Annotated in this window: 9 protein-coding genes; 6 read left to right on the top strand and 3 right to left on the bottom strand. The window is 71.2% G+C overall.

All coding sequences use genetic code 11. The features are described from left to right. Window positions 1-14: 14 nt before the first annotated feature. From WMF46_RS13590 to WMF46_RS13570, 5 genes are all read left to right on the top strand, one after another. Complete coding sequence (locus WMF46_RS13590) at window positions 15-2141, top strand: protein phosphatase 2C domain-containing protein (RefSeq protein ID WP_437986006.1); 2127 nt, start codon at window positions 15-17, stop codon at window positions 2139-2141. Window positions 2142-2359: 218 nt separating this feature from the next. Next, a complete protein-coding gene (locus WMF46_RS13585) occupies window positions 2360-2497 on the top strand; it encodes a hypothetical protein (RefSeq protein WP_437986005.1) in 138 nt (45 codons plus the stop codon). Window positions 2498-2717: 220 nt separating this feature from the next. Further along, the gene (locus tag WMF46_RS13580; RefSeq protein WP_437986004.1) at window positions 2718-5822 is read left to right on the top strand and encodes an FHA domain-containing protein; all 3105 of its coding nucleotides are present in this window, start codon (window positions 2718-2720) and stop codon (window positions 5820-5822) included. Window positions 5823-5826: 4 nt separating this feature from the next. Then, window positions 5827-8658: a TonB-dependent receptor domain-containing protein gene (locus WMF46_RS13575; RefSeq protein WP_437986003.1), complete on the top strand. Its 2832-nt coding sequence runs from the start codon at window positions 5827-5829 to the stop codon at window positions 8656-8658. Window position 8659: 1 nt separating this feature from the next. Further along, window positions 8660-9799, top strand: coding sequence for a hypothetical protein (locus WMF46_RS13570; RefSeq protein WP_437986002.1), 1140 nt, complete (start codon window positions 8660-8662; stop codon window positions 9797-9799). A 41-nt stretch (window positions 9800-9840) separates the two neighbouring features. On the opposite strand, the gene WMF46_RS13565 is transcribed toward WMF46_RS13570, so the two are convergent. The 3 genes from WMF46_RS13565 to WMF46_RS13555 form a co-directional block, all read right to left on the bottom strand. Continuing rightward, window positions 9841-10710 carry a PTS sugar transporter subunit IIA gene (locus WMF46_RS13565; RefSeq protein ID WP_437552340.1) on the bottom strand — a complete coding sequence of 290 codons (870 nt, stop codon included), beginning with the start codon at window positions 10708-10710 and terminating at the stop codon, window positions 9841-9843. A gap of 6 nt (window positions 10711-10716) precedes the next feature. Next, on the bottom strand, window positions 10717-12912 hold the full coding sequence (locus WMF46_RS13560) for a cation:proton antiporter domain-containing protein (protein WP_437986001.1): 2196 nt from the start codon (window positions 12910-12912) through the stop codon (window positions 10717-10719). Between the two features lie 249 nt (window positions 12913-13161). Then, a complete protein-coding gene (locus WMF46_RS13555; protein WP_437986000.1) occupies window positions 13162-14751 on the bottom strand; it encodes an SDR family NAD(P)-dependent oxidoreductase in 1590 nt (529 codons plus the stop codon). A 291-nt stretch (window positions 14752-15042) separates the two neighbouring features. On the opposite strand from WMF46_RS13555, the gene WMF46_RS13550 reads away from it, so the two are divergent. Further along, entirely contained in the window at window positions 15043-16554 is a 1512-nt protein-coding gene (locus WMF46_RS13550) for a PAS domain-containing sensor histidine kinase (protein WP_437985999.1), read from the top strand.

The raw sequence follows: 16554 nt of genomic DNA, 5'->3' as shown, positions 1-16554 counted from the left end.
AGCGACGCCCCCCCATGATGCCCCCGACCGAGTCCTCCCCGCACCTCAAGATCGAGTTCGCCCAGGCCAGCGATGCTGGTCGGGACCCGAACAAGCAGGTCAACGAGGATGCCTGCGGCTACGCCGAGACCAAGTTCGGTTACCTGTGCGTCCTGTGCGATGGCATGGGCGGACACTATGGCGGCAGCGAGGCGAGCCGCACCGCCATCACGACCATCTTCGAGATGATCGAGCGCACACCCGCCACCGTGGATCCGAGCGGGGCGCTCAAGGCCGCGATCGAGGAAGCGGGGCGCCGCGTCTACCAGCTGGGCGGGCCGCCGGAGAACCGCGTCCGGCCCGGCTCGACCGTCGTCGCGATGGTCCTCCACGATCGCGGCATCGACGTCGCACACGTAGGCGACAGCCGCGCGTACGTGATCCGGAGCCACCAGATCTACCCCCTCACGCGCGACCACTCGATGGTGCAGGGGATGATCGACGCGGGCATGATCACGGAGGCGCAGGCGATCGGCCACCCCGACGCGAACAAGATCACGCGCGCGCTCGGGATGAAGCCGGAGGTGGAGGTCGAGGTTCGACCCGAGCCGATGGAGCTCTACCCGGGAGACGTGCTGATCCAGTCGAGCGACGGGCTCACCGATCTCGTGCTCCCCGGCGACATCCTCGGGTGCACGCGGCAAGCGCTCGCATCGGGCTCGGTCGATCACGCGTGCCGGATGCTCGTGCAGCTCGCGAACCACCGCGGCGGTCACGACAACATCACCGTCCAGATGGTCCGGGTGCTCGAGACGGGCAGCCGCTCGCTGACCATCGCGCACGGGCCACCAGGGGCGGCTGGCCCGGGCGACGGCGTCAATCCTGCGCGCGCTTCACGGCCTCAGGAGACCGTCGCGATGACCCGGTCCGAGGCGGGGGCGATCGGCCAGCAGCTCGCCACGAGCACGCCGCTCCCCCACGGCCATGGCGCTCCTGCGGCCGCGAGCGGCGCGGCGGTGGGCACGGCGGCCGCGGGAAACGCCCCGGCGCCGTACCCGGCGTCCATCAACAACGCGATCACCGTGGTCCCGACGGGCTCCCCCGACACGCCGCGCCCTGCGTCCACCAGCGACGCCGTCACCGTGGTCCCGGCAGGCTCCACCGGCGCGCCGGGGCTGCGTCCAGCGTCCCCCCGCTCCGCGGCGAGCGCGGCCTCGACGGGCTCCGATAACGTGCCGGCCGTCGCGCCGACGGCCACCGACAACGTGCCGGCCGTCGCGCCGACAGCCACCGACAACGTGCCGGCCGTCGCACCGGGCGCCGCGCATGGCGCGCCGGCGCTTCGCCCCACCACCGTCGACAGCGCGCCGGCCGTGAGCCCCACGGCCACCGACGAGCTGCCTCCCGTGGCTCCGGCCGCTGCCCCCAGCGCGAAGGCCGTGAGCCCCACGGCGGCCGACGGCGGGTCGGCCATGACGCCCACGCCGCTGGACTCCGCGCTGGCGCTGCCTCCAACCATGCCAGGCGCCCATCCCCCGGTGGCTTACCCGAACGCGCCCGACGCGCCCGCTGTGCTGTCTCCCCTTCCCCTGAGCGCTCCCGCGCCGCCTCCGATGGGCCGCGTCGCGGCCCTTCAGCCTGGTTCGTTCGGAGCGCCGCCTCACCCAGGCGCCGCTTACGGCGCTCCGCCCCACCCCGCCGTCCCCTACGGCGCACCGCATCCTCCTGGCGCCGCCTACGGTGCGCCGCCCCCTCCTGGCGTCCCTTACGGTACGCCGCACCATCCGGGCGCCGCGTACGGCGCAGCGCCTCACGTCGGCGCCGCCTATGGTGCACCTCTTCACGCGACCGAGCAGGATGTTCCGCCGCCTTCGGTTGCCTTCCCGGGGCACAACCCAGCAGCGCCCGGTGGTCCCCCGGTCGCCGCCGCCCCGCCCCCACACCTCGCGCCCGCGCCGCTGCATGCTCACGCGTACGCCGCGACCGGCCCACGCCCCGCGCCGGCACCGAGCTTCTCCGGACCTGTCTCGTCCTCCGGGGCATCGAGCGTGCCGAGCACCGTGCGCGCCCCGCGCGGCGTCTACATCGCCCTCATCGCCTCGGCCTCGGCCGTGCTCCTCGTGCTGTTCGTCTTCCTGCTCTGGAAGCTCCTCGGCAGCTGAGCGCGGAGCGGAAGCGCGCGGGAAAACGCGGGAAAACGCAGGAAAGCCGCCCCCACCCACCGCCCCGCACGGATGAGCGGAACCCGCGACGGAGACGAGAACGAGGACCGAGCTCGGCTCGCTCAACTCAGACGACCACCGCGCACCGGCCCCGCTCGCCGAATGCGATTGAAGAAAGACGGGATTCCGGATTAGCCTAACTTTCTGGAGGTCCCTCCATGCCTGGCGACCAAGAGATCGAGCACGGCGACGACATGGATGGCGCGCCTGAGGATCTGGAAGAAGAGGTGGCGGAGTCGACCCGTACACCCTCTCTCGAGGAGGCCCGCGCCGGCTTCATGCTGCTCGATCTGTGACCCGCTGAACCCCCTGTTCCCGGAAGTCACGACGCTCCGCGCCGACGATCCGTTCGTCCAGCGGGCGAGAGCCTCCCGCCGAACGGCGCCCATGGCCGCGCGCGTGCAGAAGCGCGCTCCTCTCCCGCGAGCGGCACCGCGCCAGCGTGGCGCGAGGCGGCGCACGGGACGCGCCTCTTCCCTTGCCCTCCCCGACGGCCTGTGGTGAAACGCGGCCCGCATGATCCCGGGGCTAGGCAAACAAAGCATCACGATCGGCAGCGCCCCCACCTGCGATGTGGTGCTCGTCGCTCCCGGCGTCCTGCCCGAGCACGCGCGCATCGTCAACCAGGGGGGTGGCAAGCTGCTCTTCTCCTGCGGGCAAGGGCCGGCCTCGGCGAACGGGCGGCCCCTCTCGCCGGGAGAGCAGGTCCCGTTCGACTTCCGCACCCAGTTCGTGGTCGCGCAGACGCCGGTCCCGCTGAACCATCCGGCCATCACGCTGATGCTGGCGTCGCCCGGGAGCCTCGCGCCCGCGCCCGGCCAGGTCGTGATCGGACGAGACCCCGGGCGCGCCTCCTTGGTGCTCCAGCACCCGAGCGTCTCGAGCCAGCACGCGACCGTCACGCTCGATCGCATGATGGTCATCGACCACAACTCGACGAGCGGCACGTACGTGGGCGCGCAGCGCATCGCCGCTGGCTCGCCGACGCCCATCGATCCACAAGGCGCCATCGCCTTCGGGCCCGTCCCGGTCCAGATCAGCCTGCTCGTCCAGCTCGCGCAGGCCGCCCGGCAATCCGCGCTGCCGGCCGCCTCCGGCGCCCCGCCCGCGGCGAGCGTCCTGCCGCCGCAGCCTGCCGCTTCCGGCTACGCGCCGCCGCAGCAGCCCGGCGCCGGCGGTTACGCGCCGCAGCAGCAGCCCGGCGCCATGAGTCACGCGCCGCCAGGCGTCGCCGGCGGTTACGCGCCGCCGCAGCAGCCCGCGCACGCGGCGTCCTCGGTGCCCGCCGCCGGCGCGCCCGGGAGGAAGAACAAGACGGTCCTCGGCCAGCTCGACTTCTCCGGCGGCGGATCGAACGTCAAGAAGATCGGCCGCACGCCCGACAACGACATCGTGCTCGCCCACCCCCAGGTGTCGAGCCACCACGCGCTCCTGCACTCGATCAGCGGGCAGCTCTACGTCGAGGACCGCGGCAGCGCGAACGGGACCTACGTCCGCGGCAACCGCATCGCGCCCGGCCAGAAGATCGCCGTGCAGAGCGGCGAGAAGATCTACATCGGGCCCATGCCCCTCCAGATCGAGATGGGGGGCGCGGGCGCCGTCGAGGTCGTCCAGGAGGAGTACTCCGCCGATCGGTGGGCAGGGCGCCCGCTCTACGAGATCGAGGCGTGGAGCCTCGTCCTCCAGGTCCCCGACAGGGACAACCCGAACGAGCAGAAGACCCTGCTCGACAACGTGTCGTTCAAGGCGCTGCCGGGCGACATGATCGCGCTCATGGGGCCGTCGGGCGCCGGCAAGACGACGCTCCTGCTCACGCTGAACGGCTACCTGCCGCCGACGAGCGGCGTCGTCCGCATCAACGGCGAGGACCTCTACAACATCTACGACACGCTCCGCGGATCCATCGGCTACGTGCCGCAGGACGATCTCGTCCACCCGGAGCTCACCGTCTTCGAGGCCGTCCGCTACAGCGCGAAGTTCCGCCTCCCGCCCGACTACACCGAGGCCGAGATCGACGCGCGCGTCGAGCAGACCATCAAGGATCTCGGCCTCGAGGGCGTCAAGAACCTCCAGATCGGCAAGCCCGAGAACAAGATCCTCTCGGGCGGGCAGCGCAAGCGCGTCAACATCGCGCTCGAGCTCGTCACCGATCCCGTCATCCTCTTCCTCGACGAGCCGACCTCGGGCCTCGCCGCCGACGACACGACCGCGCTGATCAGCCTGCTGCATGACCTCACGAAGGCCACCGGCAAGACGATCATCATGACGATCCACCAGCCGGCGAAGGACGAGTTCGAGAAGTTCAGCCACGCGCTCATCCTGGGCTACGGCGGCATCCCGATGTTCTTCGGGCCGACCCGGCCCGACGCGTACCGCTTCTTCGGCAGCTGGAAGGAGCGGCACGGCCAGCAGAACGACGTCGACAACCCGCGCGACATGTTCGAGATGCTCGCGCTCCGCGAGCGGCCCATCTTCGATCAGCTCCGCGCGCGGAACCCGAACGCGTCGCGCGGCGACGCCAGGAAGCTCGCCGCCATCGAGTGGCGCAAGGAGTTCTTCAGCGACGGCAACCCGACGTACCGCCGGATGTACTCCGGCCGGCGCGAGATCGGCACCGGCCAGGGGCAGCGCGGCATCCCCGCCGGGCGCGCCACGACCAAGGGGCAGCTCGGCCTGCTCCTGTCGCGCTACTTCAAGGTGAAGAAGCGCGACATCGGCGGCACCCTGATCATGCTCCTCCAGGCCCCGATCATCGGCATCCTGCTAGCGATCGTCTTCGGCGGGCAGGAGAAGGCGATCCCGGCGTGGTGCCTCGGCGCGCTCCAGGAGCTCGGCCGCCGCGCCGGCGGCGCGGACAAGAGCACCGACGTCATCAAGGGCATGGAGGTCACCACCGACCACACCGCGGCGATCTTCTTCCTCGTCGTCGCCGCGGTCTGGTTCGGGACCTCGAACGCGGCGCGCGAGATCGTCAGCGAGCGGGCCATCTACCTCCGCGAGCGCATGGTCAACCTGGGGCTCGTCAACTACGTGCTCTCCAAGTACCTGCTGCTCGCCGGCTTCTGCCTCGTCCAGTGCACCGTCCTGCTCGCGATCGTGTTCTTCGCCCTCGGCTTCCACGGCGGCATGCAGGCGTTCGGCATGCAGCTCGCCGCGCTGACCGCCACCTCGCTCAGCGCCGTCGCGATGGGGCTCCTGCTCTCCACGGTGGTCGCCTCGTCCGAGGCGGCCATGGCGCTCACGCCGATCGCGCTCATCCCCCAGGTCGTCCTCGGCGGGCTCATGGTGCCGATAACGACCGTCCCGCACCTCCGGCCGCTCATGTACATCATCCCGGCGCGCTGGGGCTTCGAGGGCGCGATCGCGCCGGAGCGGCTCGCGACCGCGGAGGATCCGGCGTGGGTCATCGATCTGCACCGCACGGACACGAGCGCCGCGGACTTCATCGAGGGCGGCAAGTTCAAGTGCGCCATCGCGCAGATGGCGGCCGACAACTACGCGGGCGCGTGGGGCTTCACCACGTACGATCAGACCTGGATGCCCTATGCGGTGCTCGCCGGCATGACGTTCATCCTCCTCGTCACGCTCTGCGCGGTGCTGAAGCGGCGCGACCCGGTGTGACGCCGTGACCACGCAGGAGCCCGCCGCCTCCATCCGCATCGGTGACCTGCGCCCGCGCCTGCGCGCGCGAGGCGACCGCAGGCCTGCCGCCGCGGCGCTCCTCTCGCTGCTCGCCGCCCTCTCGCCCTCCCCGGCGCGGGCGCAACAGCCAGGCCAGGAGGGGCAGGCGGCGCCACAGGCGCCCGAGGGCGGTGCGGCCGTGCCCCGAGGCCCGGGCGGCGCGATCGTCACGCCGCCTGCCTCCACGGCCGCGCCGGCGGGGAAGGCGACGCCGCCGCGGGCGCTCAACTACACGCCCCCGGAGTACCCGCCGGAGGCCGAGAAGCAGGGGCGCGAAGCGTCGGTCACCCTGCAGCTCGACATCGACCGCGACGGGCGCGTGAAGCACGCCGTCGTCGTCGAGAGCGCAGGGCACGGGTTCGATGAGTCGGCGCTCGCCGCGGCCCAGAAGCTCGACTTCGAGCCCGCCCGCCGCGCCGACGGGACCCCCGCCCCGGCCCGCATCCTGTACCGCTACTCGTTCACCCTGAAGACGGCCTCGCCGCCGCCGGCCGCCGGCGAGCCCGCGAAGCCCGCCGAGAGCCTCCGCGGCACCGTGCTCGCCAGCGGGGGCGACGTCCCGCTCGCCGGCGCCACCATCTCGGTCGCGCGCGTCGCGGGCGCGGGCGCTGGCGCAGCGACGGCCGCCGCGCCGCCGGGGCTCACGACCGACGAGGGCGGCGCCTTCGCCTTCGCCGCGCTGCCGCCGGGGCGCTACCAGGTCACCATCGCGGCGCCCGGCTTCGAGCCGCTCTCCGTCGAGGAGGCGCTCGCCCCCGGAGAGCAGCTCGAGGTGAAGTACCGGCTCCTGCCGCAAGGCGACGGCCTCGAGGTCACGGTCCGCGGCAAGCGGCCGCCGCGCGAAGTCACGAAGCGCACGATCGAGCAGCGCGAGATCAACCGCATCCCCGGCACGAACGGCGACGCCCTGCGCTCGCTGCAGAACCTGCCGGGCGTCGCCCGCCCGCCCAGCATCGCGGGGCTGCTCATCGTCCGCGGCTCCGGCCCGCAGGACACGCAGACCTTCGTCGACGGCACGCAGGTGCCGCTCATCTACCACTTCGGCGGCCTCTCCTCGGTCGTGCCGACCGAGATGCTGGATCGGATCGACTTCTACCCCGGCAACTTCAGCGCCAAGTACGGCCGGGTGCAGGGCGGCATCGTCGACGTCGCCCTCCGCTCGCCCAAGGAGGACGGCAAGCTCCACGGCCTGGCGCAGATGGACCTCATCGACGCGCGCGTCCTGCTCGAGGGCCCCGTGCCGTTCCTCGAGAACACCCGCTTCATGGTGGCAGGACGGCGGAGCTACATCGGCGAGTCGTTCGGCCCCGTGCTCGAGGCCGCGGGCGCAGGCGTCACGCAGGCGCCGGTCTATTACGACTACCAGGTCCTCCTCGAGACCGAGCCCACGCCCTCCGCGCGGCTCCGCCTCACGTTCTTCGGCTCCGACGACGCCCTCGAGCTGCTGCTCAGCGACCCGGCGCCGAACGAGCCGGCCCTCTCCGGCAACGTCGGGCTGCACACGGCGTTTCAGCGGCTCCAGCTCCGCTATGATCACGAGCTCACCGACAAGGACCGGCTCGACGGGGTGCTCGCGATCGCGCGCGACGACGCCGATTTCGGGATCGGGCCGATCTACTTCCAGCTCGATCTCAAGACGATCTCCGGCCGCCTCGAGTACGCGCGGCGTATCTCGAAGGGCACGGTGTTCAACGCGGGGCTCGACGTCTTCGCCGGCCTCTACGCCGTGAACCTCCGCGCCCCCGGGCCGAACCGCCCCGGCGAGCCGCCGAACCAGCCGTTCTCGACGCGCACCCTCCAGGAGGTCTCGCGCGACGGCGAGTTCTTCTACCCCGCGGCGTACGCCGAGCTCGAGCTCGCCCCGACCCCTCGGGCGAAGATCGTCCCGGGCCTGCGCGTCGATTACCAGGACCTGAACCAGCAGGTCACCGTGAGCCCGCGCGTGAACGGGCGCTTCGACGTCGTCCCCGGGTTCCCGCGGACCACGGTGAAGGGCGGCCTCGGGGTGTTCCACCAGCCGCCGCAGTTCCAGGAGGTGATCCCGCCGCTCGGCAACCCCGGCCTGAAGTCGACCCGCGCGCTGCACTACGCGGCCGGCGTCGAGCAGGAGCTGACCCGGCACATCGAGGCGTCGGCGGAGGGGTTCTACAAGCAGCTCGACGAGCTCGTCGTCGGCGTGAACCGACCCGGGTCGATCCAGCTCGACTACCAGAACGTCGGATCGGGCAGGGTCATCGGCGGCGAGTTCCTGCTCAAGTACAAGCCCGACGATCGCTTCTTCGGCTGGGCCGCGTACACGCTGTCCCGCAGCACGCGGGTGCCGGAGCCCGGCGAGCCGGAGCGGCTCGTCCCCTTCGATCAGACCCACATCCTGACGGTGCTCGGCAGCTACCGCCTGGGTGACGGCTGGGAGTTCGGCGCCCGGTTCCGCCTCGTCTCCGGCAACCTGGTCACGCCCAACGTGTGCAACGTCAACGAGCAGAGCTGCGACCCGTACCGCACCAACGCGCTCTTCTACGCGCCCACCGGGACGTATACGCCCATCCCGTTCTCCGGCCCGAACAGCGAGCGGCTCCCGGCGTTCCACCAGCTCGATCTGCGCCTGGACAAGACGTGGAAGTTCAAGACCTGGCGGCTCTCGGCCTACCTCGACGTGCAGAACGTCTACAACAACGCGAACAGCGAGGCGATTCAGTACAATTACAACTACACAGCCCGGCAGTACGTCACGGGGCTGCCCATCCTGCCGAGCTTCGGGATGCGAGGAGAGTTCTGAGATGCGCGGGGCGCAGGCGATGAACGGCGCGGCGAAGCGCGAGCGTCCCGAGCGCCGCGGGCGCCGGTGGCGGCGTGCGGTCCTGGGGGCGCTCGCGCTCGCGGCGATCGCGTCGCCGGCGATCGCCTCGGGGTGCGTCGCGGGCTTCGATGCGCCGAGCCTCGTGAGCGGGCTCCGCGTCCTCGCGGTGGTCGCCGACAAGCCGTACGCCAACCCCGGAGACCAGGTCACCTTCCGGATCCACTACCAGGACGGGCTGGACGGCCCCGAGGACGGGTCGCGCCCCGTCTCGGTCTACTGGTTCGGCGGGTGCGAGAACCCGGTCGGGGACGACTACTACGGCTGCTACGCGCAGCTCGAAGGCATCGCCTCCGAGATCGAGGCGTGGGTGGAGCGAGGCGACCCGACGGTCCCGCTGCCCGACCTCAACGGCGTGCGCCCCGGCTTCGGGGACACGTACACGATCACGATCAGCGACGACATCCTCACCGGCCGCAAGCCGCCCACCACCGGGGGTCCGGCCTTCGGGAGTGCGTTCGTCTTCTTCGTCGCCTGCACCGGGGAGCTCGGTCTCGTGGAGGACCAGGGCACCGGCCGCGCCGGGACGTTCCCCGCCGCCTGCTTCAGCGGCGGGCGCCGGCTCGGCCCGGACAGCTTCGTGCCCGGCTACACGCAGATCTACGCCTTCGAGGGGGGTCGCGAGAACGCGAACCCGGAGATGCAGGGGCTCACGCTCGACGGCGAGCCCCTGCCAGAGGACTTCGCCGACATCCCCACCGTCTCGCGCTGCCGCGTGAGCGCGGAGGCGCGGCGCGAGGCCGGCTGCAGCGCGGAGGATCCGTTCGTCGAGTGCGACGCCTACGAGCTCGACGCGATCGTCGACCCCGACACGGTGGCGGAGGACGATCCCAGCGCGCAGCAGCAGGCGCTGAAGGAGATCGTCTGGGTCGACTACTTCGCCGATCTGGGCGATCTCGACGGGAGCATCAAGCTCGTGAGCGACGCGAATAAGGGGTACATCGGCGATCACGCCGTGAGGTGGATCCCGCCTGCCGAGCCGGGCGTCGCCACGATCACCGCGGTCCTGCGCGACGCGCGCGGCGGCTCGTCCGTGGTGCAGCGCCTCGTCCGCGTCGAGTGACGGGCGGGCCCTCCCGCCGCCCGCGGCGGGGGCCGCGGCGATCAGCCGCAGCCCGCTTCGATCTGCGAGAGCTGGTCGATGAGCTGCGCGGGGTCGCGCGCGGCACACAGCGCATCGGCGGCCCCGAGCCTGGCGAGCCTGGCCGCCTGGGCGAGCAGCTCGAGGTGCGCGCGGCCCCCCTCGGCGCAGACGAGGACGACGAACAACCGGAGCGGCGCCCCGCCCGGCGTCGGCACCGCGAGCGGCTCGGCCAGCGTCGCGAGCGCGGCCGCCAAGCACGCGCCGGGGACGATCGCGTGCGGGACCGCGACGCCGTTGCCGAGCGCCGTGGGCGACTCGCGCTCGCGCCGCAGGATCTCCTGGGCGAGCGCGCTCGCCGCGAGCACGCTGCCGGGAGGCGCCAGCCGGGACGCCGCGACGTCGATGACGTCCTCGATGTCCGCGCACGAGAGGTGCAGCACGACGCGCTCGGGCGTGAGCAGCTCGCAGAGCCGCCGCGCGGGCCGCCCCCCGAAGGCCGCGCTCGCCGGGAACTCGGCGTCGATGAACGCCTTGACGCGCGCGAGCTGCGGGCCGGTGAGGTTGCGCCGCGCGAGCTCCACGCAGAGCGCCTTCGCCGACGGGACGCGGTCGAGGTAGCGGGAGACGAGCGGCTCGACCTGGTGGCCTAGCTCGAGGAGCACCGCCGGCGGGAGATCGAGCGCGCCCGCGATCGCCGTGAGCCGGTCGGGCGTGGGGATGGCGTCGTGCCCATGCTCGACGCGGCTCAGGTAGGCGCTGGAGACGCCGATGCGGTGCGCGAGCGCGCGCAGGCTCAGGCCCGCCTCGACGCGGAGGAGCCGCAGCGTAGCCCCGAACTCGGCGACCGCGCGGGCGCGCGCGGCGCCGTCAGCGTCGGACATCGCTGGCATGGGGCTTCAGGAGCGATCGGGCTCGACCGCGAGGGCGGCGGGGAGGACTTTCGGGACGGGCGCCGTGGCTGGGGCGGACACGGCGGCGGGCTCGTAGTGGCGCACGACGAGCAGCGAGGTCGGGCACCCCTGGATGATGTGCTCGGCGCGGATGCCGAACCGGCGCTGCGCGAGGCCCCACTCGGGCCCGACGCCGACGAGGACGAGATCGTAGCCGCGCTTCGCCTCCTCGAGGGCCGCGTCCGCGGGGGAGTCGTGCTCCACCACCTTGAGCAGCACCTTGGACTTCCGCAGCGCGCCGCCCTCCTCGCCCTCGAACACCTCGTCGACCGCCTCCTGCGCGCCGAGCGTATCGTCGGACCTGCGCTTCGGCTTGACCACGTGGAGGATGGTGACGTCGGCGCCGACCTGCTGCGCGAGCCTGCGGGCCAGCGCGAGCGCCGCCTTGTCGTGCAACGTGCCGTGGAACGGCACGAGCAGCTTCTGGACCGCGGCGAGCCCGCGGTCGATGAGCACGCCGACGTCGGTGTGGGCGCCGCGCATCACCTCGTAGACGGTGCCGCCGAGCACGGTCTGGCTGAGGAGCGGCTTGTGCCATCCGACCAGCACGAGGTCGGCCTGCTTCACGTCGGCGACGTTGCAGATGTCGTGGCTCGGCTTGGGCGAGACGAAGGAGAGCGGCCGGACCTCGGCGCCCAGCTCCTTGGCCCGCGACAGGAGCGGCGCGAGCGCGGCCGTCCCCTGCCGCTCGGGCCCCTGGTCGAGGTAGAACGAGCCGCGATCGGTCGGCGGGATGAGGCGAAGGGCGTAGAGGCGCCTCGCCTCGGGGCCCGTGCCGGCGAGGGCGCTCGCGAGCGTCACCATGCCGGGGCCGGAGCGCTCGTACGAGACGCACATGAGCACGGTGAACACCTCTGCTGCCGTGGGCAGAGGCGTCCGCTCCGGCACGTCGGCGAGCTCCTTGGCGAGCTCCTCCGGCGGGTAGATCCAGCGCAGGAGCGGCGAGGTCATGAAGGTGGTGACCAGCGCCATGAGCACCATCATCGTGAACAGCTTGGGCGAGATGATGCCCAGATCGAAGCCGAGGTTCAGGACGATGAGCTCCATCAGGCCGCGGGTGTTCATGAGGATGCCGACCGCGCTGGCCTCCCGCCAGCTCTGGCCGGTGAAGCGGGCGGCCACGGCGCTGCCGCCGAACTTGCCGACGCAGGCGATCAGGATGATGAGGCCGCACATCATCCAGCCGTCGGCCGAGTTGAGCAGCCCGATGTGCGTGCGCAGGCCGCTGTAGGCGAAGAACAGCGGGAGCAGGAAGACCACGGCGAAGTCCTCGAGCTTCTCGGCGAGGCTCTGCGCGAAGCCGGTGCCCTTCGGCATGATCGCGCCGAGCATGAAGGCCCCGAACAGCGGGTGGATGCCGATCATCTCGGTCATCCAGCTCGACACGATGAGCAGGAGGAGCGTGATGGCGACGAGGTCCTGCGAGAGCCCTTCCTTGCTGGAGCCGCGCTCGCCGAGCCGGACGAGGAAGGGGCGGACCAGGAACAGCATGCCGGCGATGTAGGCGACGGCGAAGACGGTGGTCCAGACGGCGCCCACGAGCCCCGTGGCGCGCGCGATCGAGACGACGAACGCGAGGATGCACCAGGCGGTCACGTCGTCGACGGCGGCGCACGTGATGGTGAGAGCGCCGACCTTCGTGCGCAGCAGGCGCCGCTCGGTGAGGATGCGCGCGAGCACCGGGAACGCCGTGATGCTCATGGCCACGCCCATGAACAGCGTGAACGACGAGAACGGTACGGAGCTGTCGGAGAGCCGGGGGTACAGGTAGAGCGCGAGGAGCCCGCCCAGCGCGAACGGCACGACGATGCTCGTGTGGCTGATGATGACCGAGGCGTGGCCGCGCCCGCGCAACAGCTTCGGGTCGAGCTCCAGCCCGATGAGGAACATGAAGACGATGAGGCCGACCTCGCTCACCAGCTTCAGGAGCGGCAACGAATCCTTTGCGAACAGGACCGCCGACGTATCGGGAAAGAGCCAGCCGAACAGCGACGGGCCGAGCAGGATGCCCGCCGTGACCTCGGCGATGACCATCGGCTGCTCCATCCGGCGGGCCACCAGGCCCACGAGGCGCGAGCAGGCGATGATCAAGAACGCCTGGATGAGGAAGCGGGTCAGCGGGTTGTGGATCAGAATCTCCATTGGGAGCGCTCCCTCCTGGTGGTAAGTGTTAAGTTATCGCTTATCAGCGGGCTGTCTCGACTGTCAAGAAAGGGATGCGCAGCGTCAAGCGACCTGAACAGGACGTCGGAGGCGCGTCAGACAGGCCGAGCGAGCGAGCAGGTGCACCGCGTGAGCGGACGAGCGAGCCCAGCCGGACCAGCTCGTCGCCGGGTGCCTCTCGCGGGCGGTTGTTGGACGAAGAGGAGCGCGCCCTGGCGCGGGCGGCGCCTACCAGTCGGTCGGCATGTAGTCTTTGAAGAACTGGCCGTACGCGTGTTGGCCGCTGAGCAGCCCGGCGAAGATAGGGTCGCAGATGCGGGCGGCGCCGTCGACGATATCGAGCGGCGGATGAAAGCCGTGCTCCTCGAGCTTGCGGGCGGCGAGCGCCGCGGGGTCCTCGTCGGTGACCCACCCCGTATCGACGCTGTTCATGAAGATGCCGTCCTTCACATAATCGGGCGCGGACGTGCGCGTCATCATGTTGAGCGCGGCTTTCGCCATGTTGGTGTGAGGGTGCCTGTCCGTCTTGTAACGGCGGTAGAACTGCCCCTCCATCGCCGAGACGTTGACGATGTGCCTGTCGAACGTGGGCCGTCGCATCATGAGCGGCTTCAGCCGGGAGTTCAGGACGAAGGGGGCGACCGCGTTGACGAGCTGCACCTCGAGCATCTCGACGGTGGGGACCTCGGCGAGGGTGAGCCGCCAGCTGTTCAGCGTCCGGAGATCGACCTGCTGGAGATCGGCGTCGTAGCGCCCCTGGGGGAAGAGCAGCTCGTCGAGGCGCTCATCGCCCGGAGCCGGGATCTGGGAGAGCAAGGCGGGCTCGCGCAGGCCCGCGGTGGGGTCGGCGCCGGCGACGAGGGGGAGCGTGCCGCACGCGCGGAGCGCGTCGTACTCGCGGAGCGGGGGCTGAGCGCCCTGCGGGAGCGAGCGGACGGGCGCGGTCTCGCCCTCGATGAGGTGGCCGTAGAAGCCCGGCGGTCGCCGCACGGTCTGACACGCGTTGTTGATGATGAAATCGAGCCGGTCGAGCGTGTGGAGGAGGTGGCGCGTGAAGAGCTCGACGCTCGGCGTGTGTCGGAGATCGAGGCCGTAGATCGCGACCCGTGATCCCCAGGCGTCGAAGTCGCGCTCGGCCGAGAAGCGGCGAGCGGCGTCGTGCGGGAAGCGGGTCGTGACGATGACCCGCGCGCCGGCGCGGAGGAGCATGATCGCCGCCTGATAACCGATCTTCACGCGCGCGCCCGTGACGAGCGCGACGCGGCCGTCGAGCGGCGCGGTCTGGCTGCGTTTGCGGTAGTTGAAGTCGCCGCACGCGGCGCACATCGCGTCGTAGAAGAAGTGGACTTTGCGGAACTCGGCCTTGCAGACGTAACACTTGCGCGGCCGCGCGAGCTCCGGCGCGCCCGGCTCGGCCGGCGGCCCGGGCTCCTCGGTCGCCTCGGGCGGCGACGCGGGCTCCGCGGCGGGGTCGGCCCACGACAGCGGGGGCGCGGCCGGGGCGAGCGCGTCCGGCGTGCGGAACACGGGCTCTCGACGGGCGACGCGGATGCCGACCGCATCGAGCAGGGCGGCGTCGGCGGATTTCTGCGCGTGCCGGTCGCGCTTGCGGAACGCCCTGGCGAGCTCTCGCTGCTCGGCGCGCTCGGGGCGCGAGACGCGGCCGGCGGCCAGGAGGAGCCGGCGGCGGTCCTCGGAGCTGATGGCGGCGAGCTGCGCGCGATCGAGGGCCAGGGCCTCCAGCACCTTGAGGCAAGCGTCGAGATCGGCGGCAGTGAACGGCCGGCCTGCGCCGGCGGCTTCGCGGTCGGGACTCATCGAAGCGTGCGTGCATAGCACGCGGGAGACCGCGCGCGAACCGCAGGGGCGCTTCGGGTCCTGCCGGCACGCCTCTAATAACCGCGCCGCATCGCGCCCCATCGCGCCGCGCCCCATCACGCCGCGCCGCGCCGCGCCGCGCCCAGAGCCCCGTGGACGAGTCGCGCGAGCCGCGTCCTGTTCGCCGGCTGACGATTGTACACTATGCCCGCACATCCCCCTGAGCCCTCGGAAACTCCAGCAGAGGATCTTATGCTCGAGTCGGCACACAGTCTGTTCGCGACGGAATTCATGCCCCATGGCCATTGCTACTTCTGGCAGCCGGGCATGGTCTGGCTGCAGGTCATCACCAACCTCGCGATCGGCTTCGCCTATCTCTCGATCTCCCTGACCCTCGCCCACCTGGTCCGGCGCATCCGGGACATCCCCTTCCAGTGGGTGTACCTCGCGTTCGGCACCTTCATCGTTGCCTGTGGGTTCACGCACTTCATGGATGTGTGGGTCATCTGGCAGCCGTTGTACTGGCTGGATGGGGCCCTCCGGGCCATCACGGCGATCGCCTCCGTCGGCACCGCGATCCTGCTCGTTCCGCTGCTCCCCAAGGTGGTCGCGCTGGCGGGCGCGGCGCGTGTCACACGCGAGGACGAGCTCCGCAGGGAGGAGCTGAACCGCCAGCTCTCGGCGCTCTACGAGAGCACGCGGGAGGCGCTCGCGGAGGCCATTCCCCAGCTCGTATGGTCCGCGACGCCGGACGGGGAGTTCGACTACGTCAACCGGCGCTTTGCGGAGTACGTCGGCGAGCGTCTGCCCAGCGGCGCGGCCTGGACGGCCGCCATCCACCCCGAGGACGCGGATCGGGTCGTGGCGCGCTGGAAGGAGAGCTTCGCCAGCGGAGACGCTTACGAGATCGAGTACCGAATTCGGCGCAGCGACGGGGTCTACCGCTGGTTCCTCGTGCGCGGGTTGCCCCTGCACGACACGACCAGGCGGATCGTGAAATGGTTCGGCACCTGCACCGACATCCAGGAGCAGAAGATCGCGGCCGAGGAGCGCGAGGTGATGCTCCAGCAGGCGCGAGAGGCCGTGAGGGCGCGAGAGATCTTCCTCGCCGTCGCGGCCCATGAGCTCAAGACACCGATCACGCCGCTGCGCGCCGAGGTGGAGAGCGTGCTGCGCGCGGCGCGCGCCGCGCGCGCAGACCGCCTCACGCCCGAGCGCCTGGTCATCAAGCTATCGGTCGTGGAGCGGCAGATCGATCGCCTGGAACGGCTGGTCTCCGACCTGCTCGACGTCTCGCGCATCGCCGCTGGACGGATCGAGCTTCAGATACAGGAGGTCGACCTCGCGGAGGTCGTGTGCGAGGTGGTCGAGCAACACAAATACGACCTCGCCAGGAACTCGATGTCGCTCCAGCTCGCCGCCGACGCCAGGGGCGGCTGGGATCGCAGGCGGCTCGACCAGGTGGTGAACAACCTCCTCACCAATGCGCTCAAGTACGGCCGTGGACGTCCGATCACGATCACCGTGTGGTCAAGCGATGTCCGCGCGTGGCTCACGATCGCGGACCAGGGCATCGGCATCGCGCCCGAGCACCAGGCCATCATCTTCAACCAGTTCGAGCGCGCGGTCTCGGAGCGGCACTACGGGGGGCTGGGCCTCGGGCTGTGGATCGTGCGGCAGGTCGTCGGGGCCATGGGTGGGACGGTGTCCGTCGCGAGTGAACCAGACGTCGGCTCGACCTTTACTGTGGAGTTGCCTCGACAACGTGGGAACCTCGATGACACCGAGACCAAATCTCCTTAA

It is taken from the genome of Sorangium sp. So ce117 (genome assembly GCF_051524395.1).
Classification (GTDB): domain Bacteria; phylum Myxococcota_A; class Polyangia; order Polyangiales; family Polyangiaceae; genus Sorangium; species Sorangium cellulosum_B.
The sequence above is the reverse complement of the archived record's forward strand: the minus strand, read 5'-3'. Positions and strand labels throughout refer to the sequence as shown.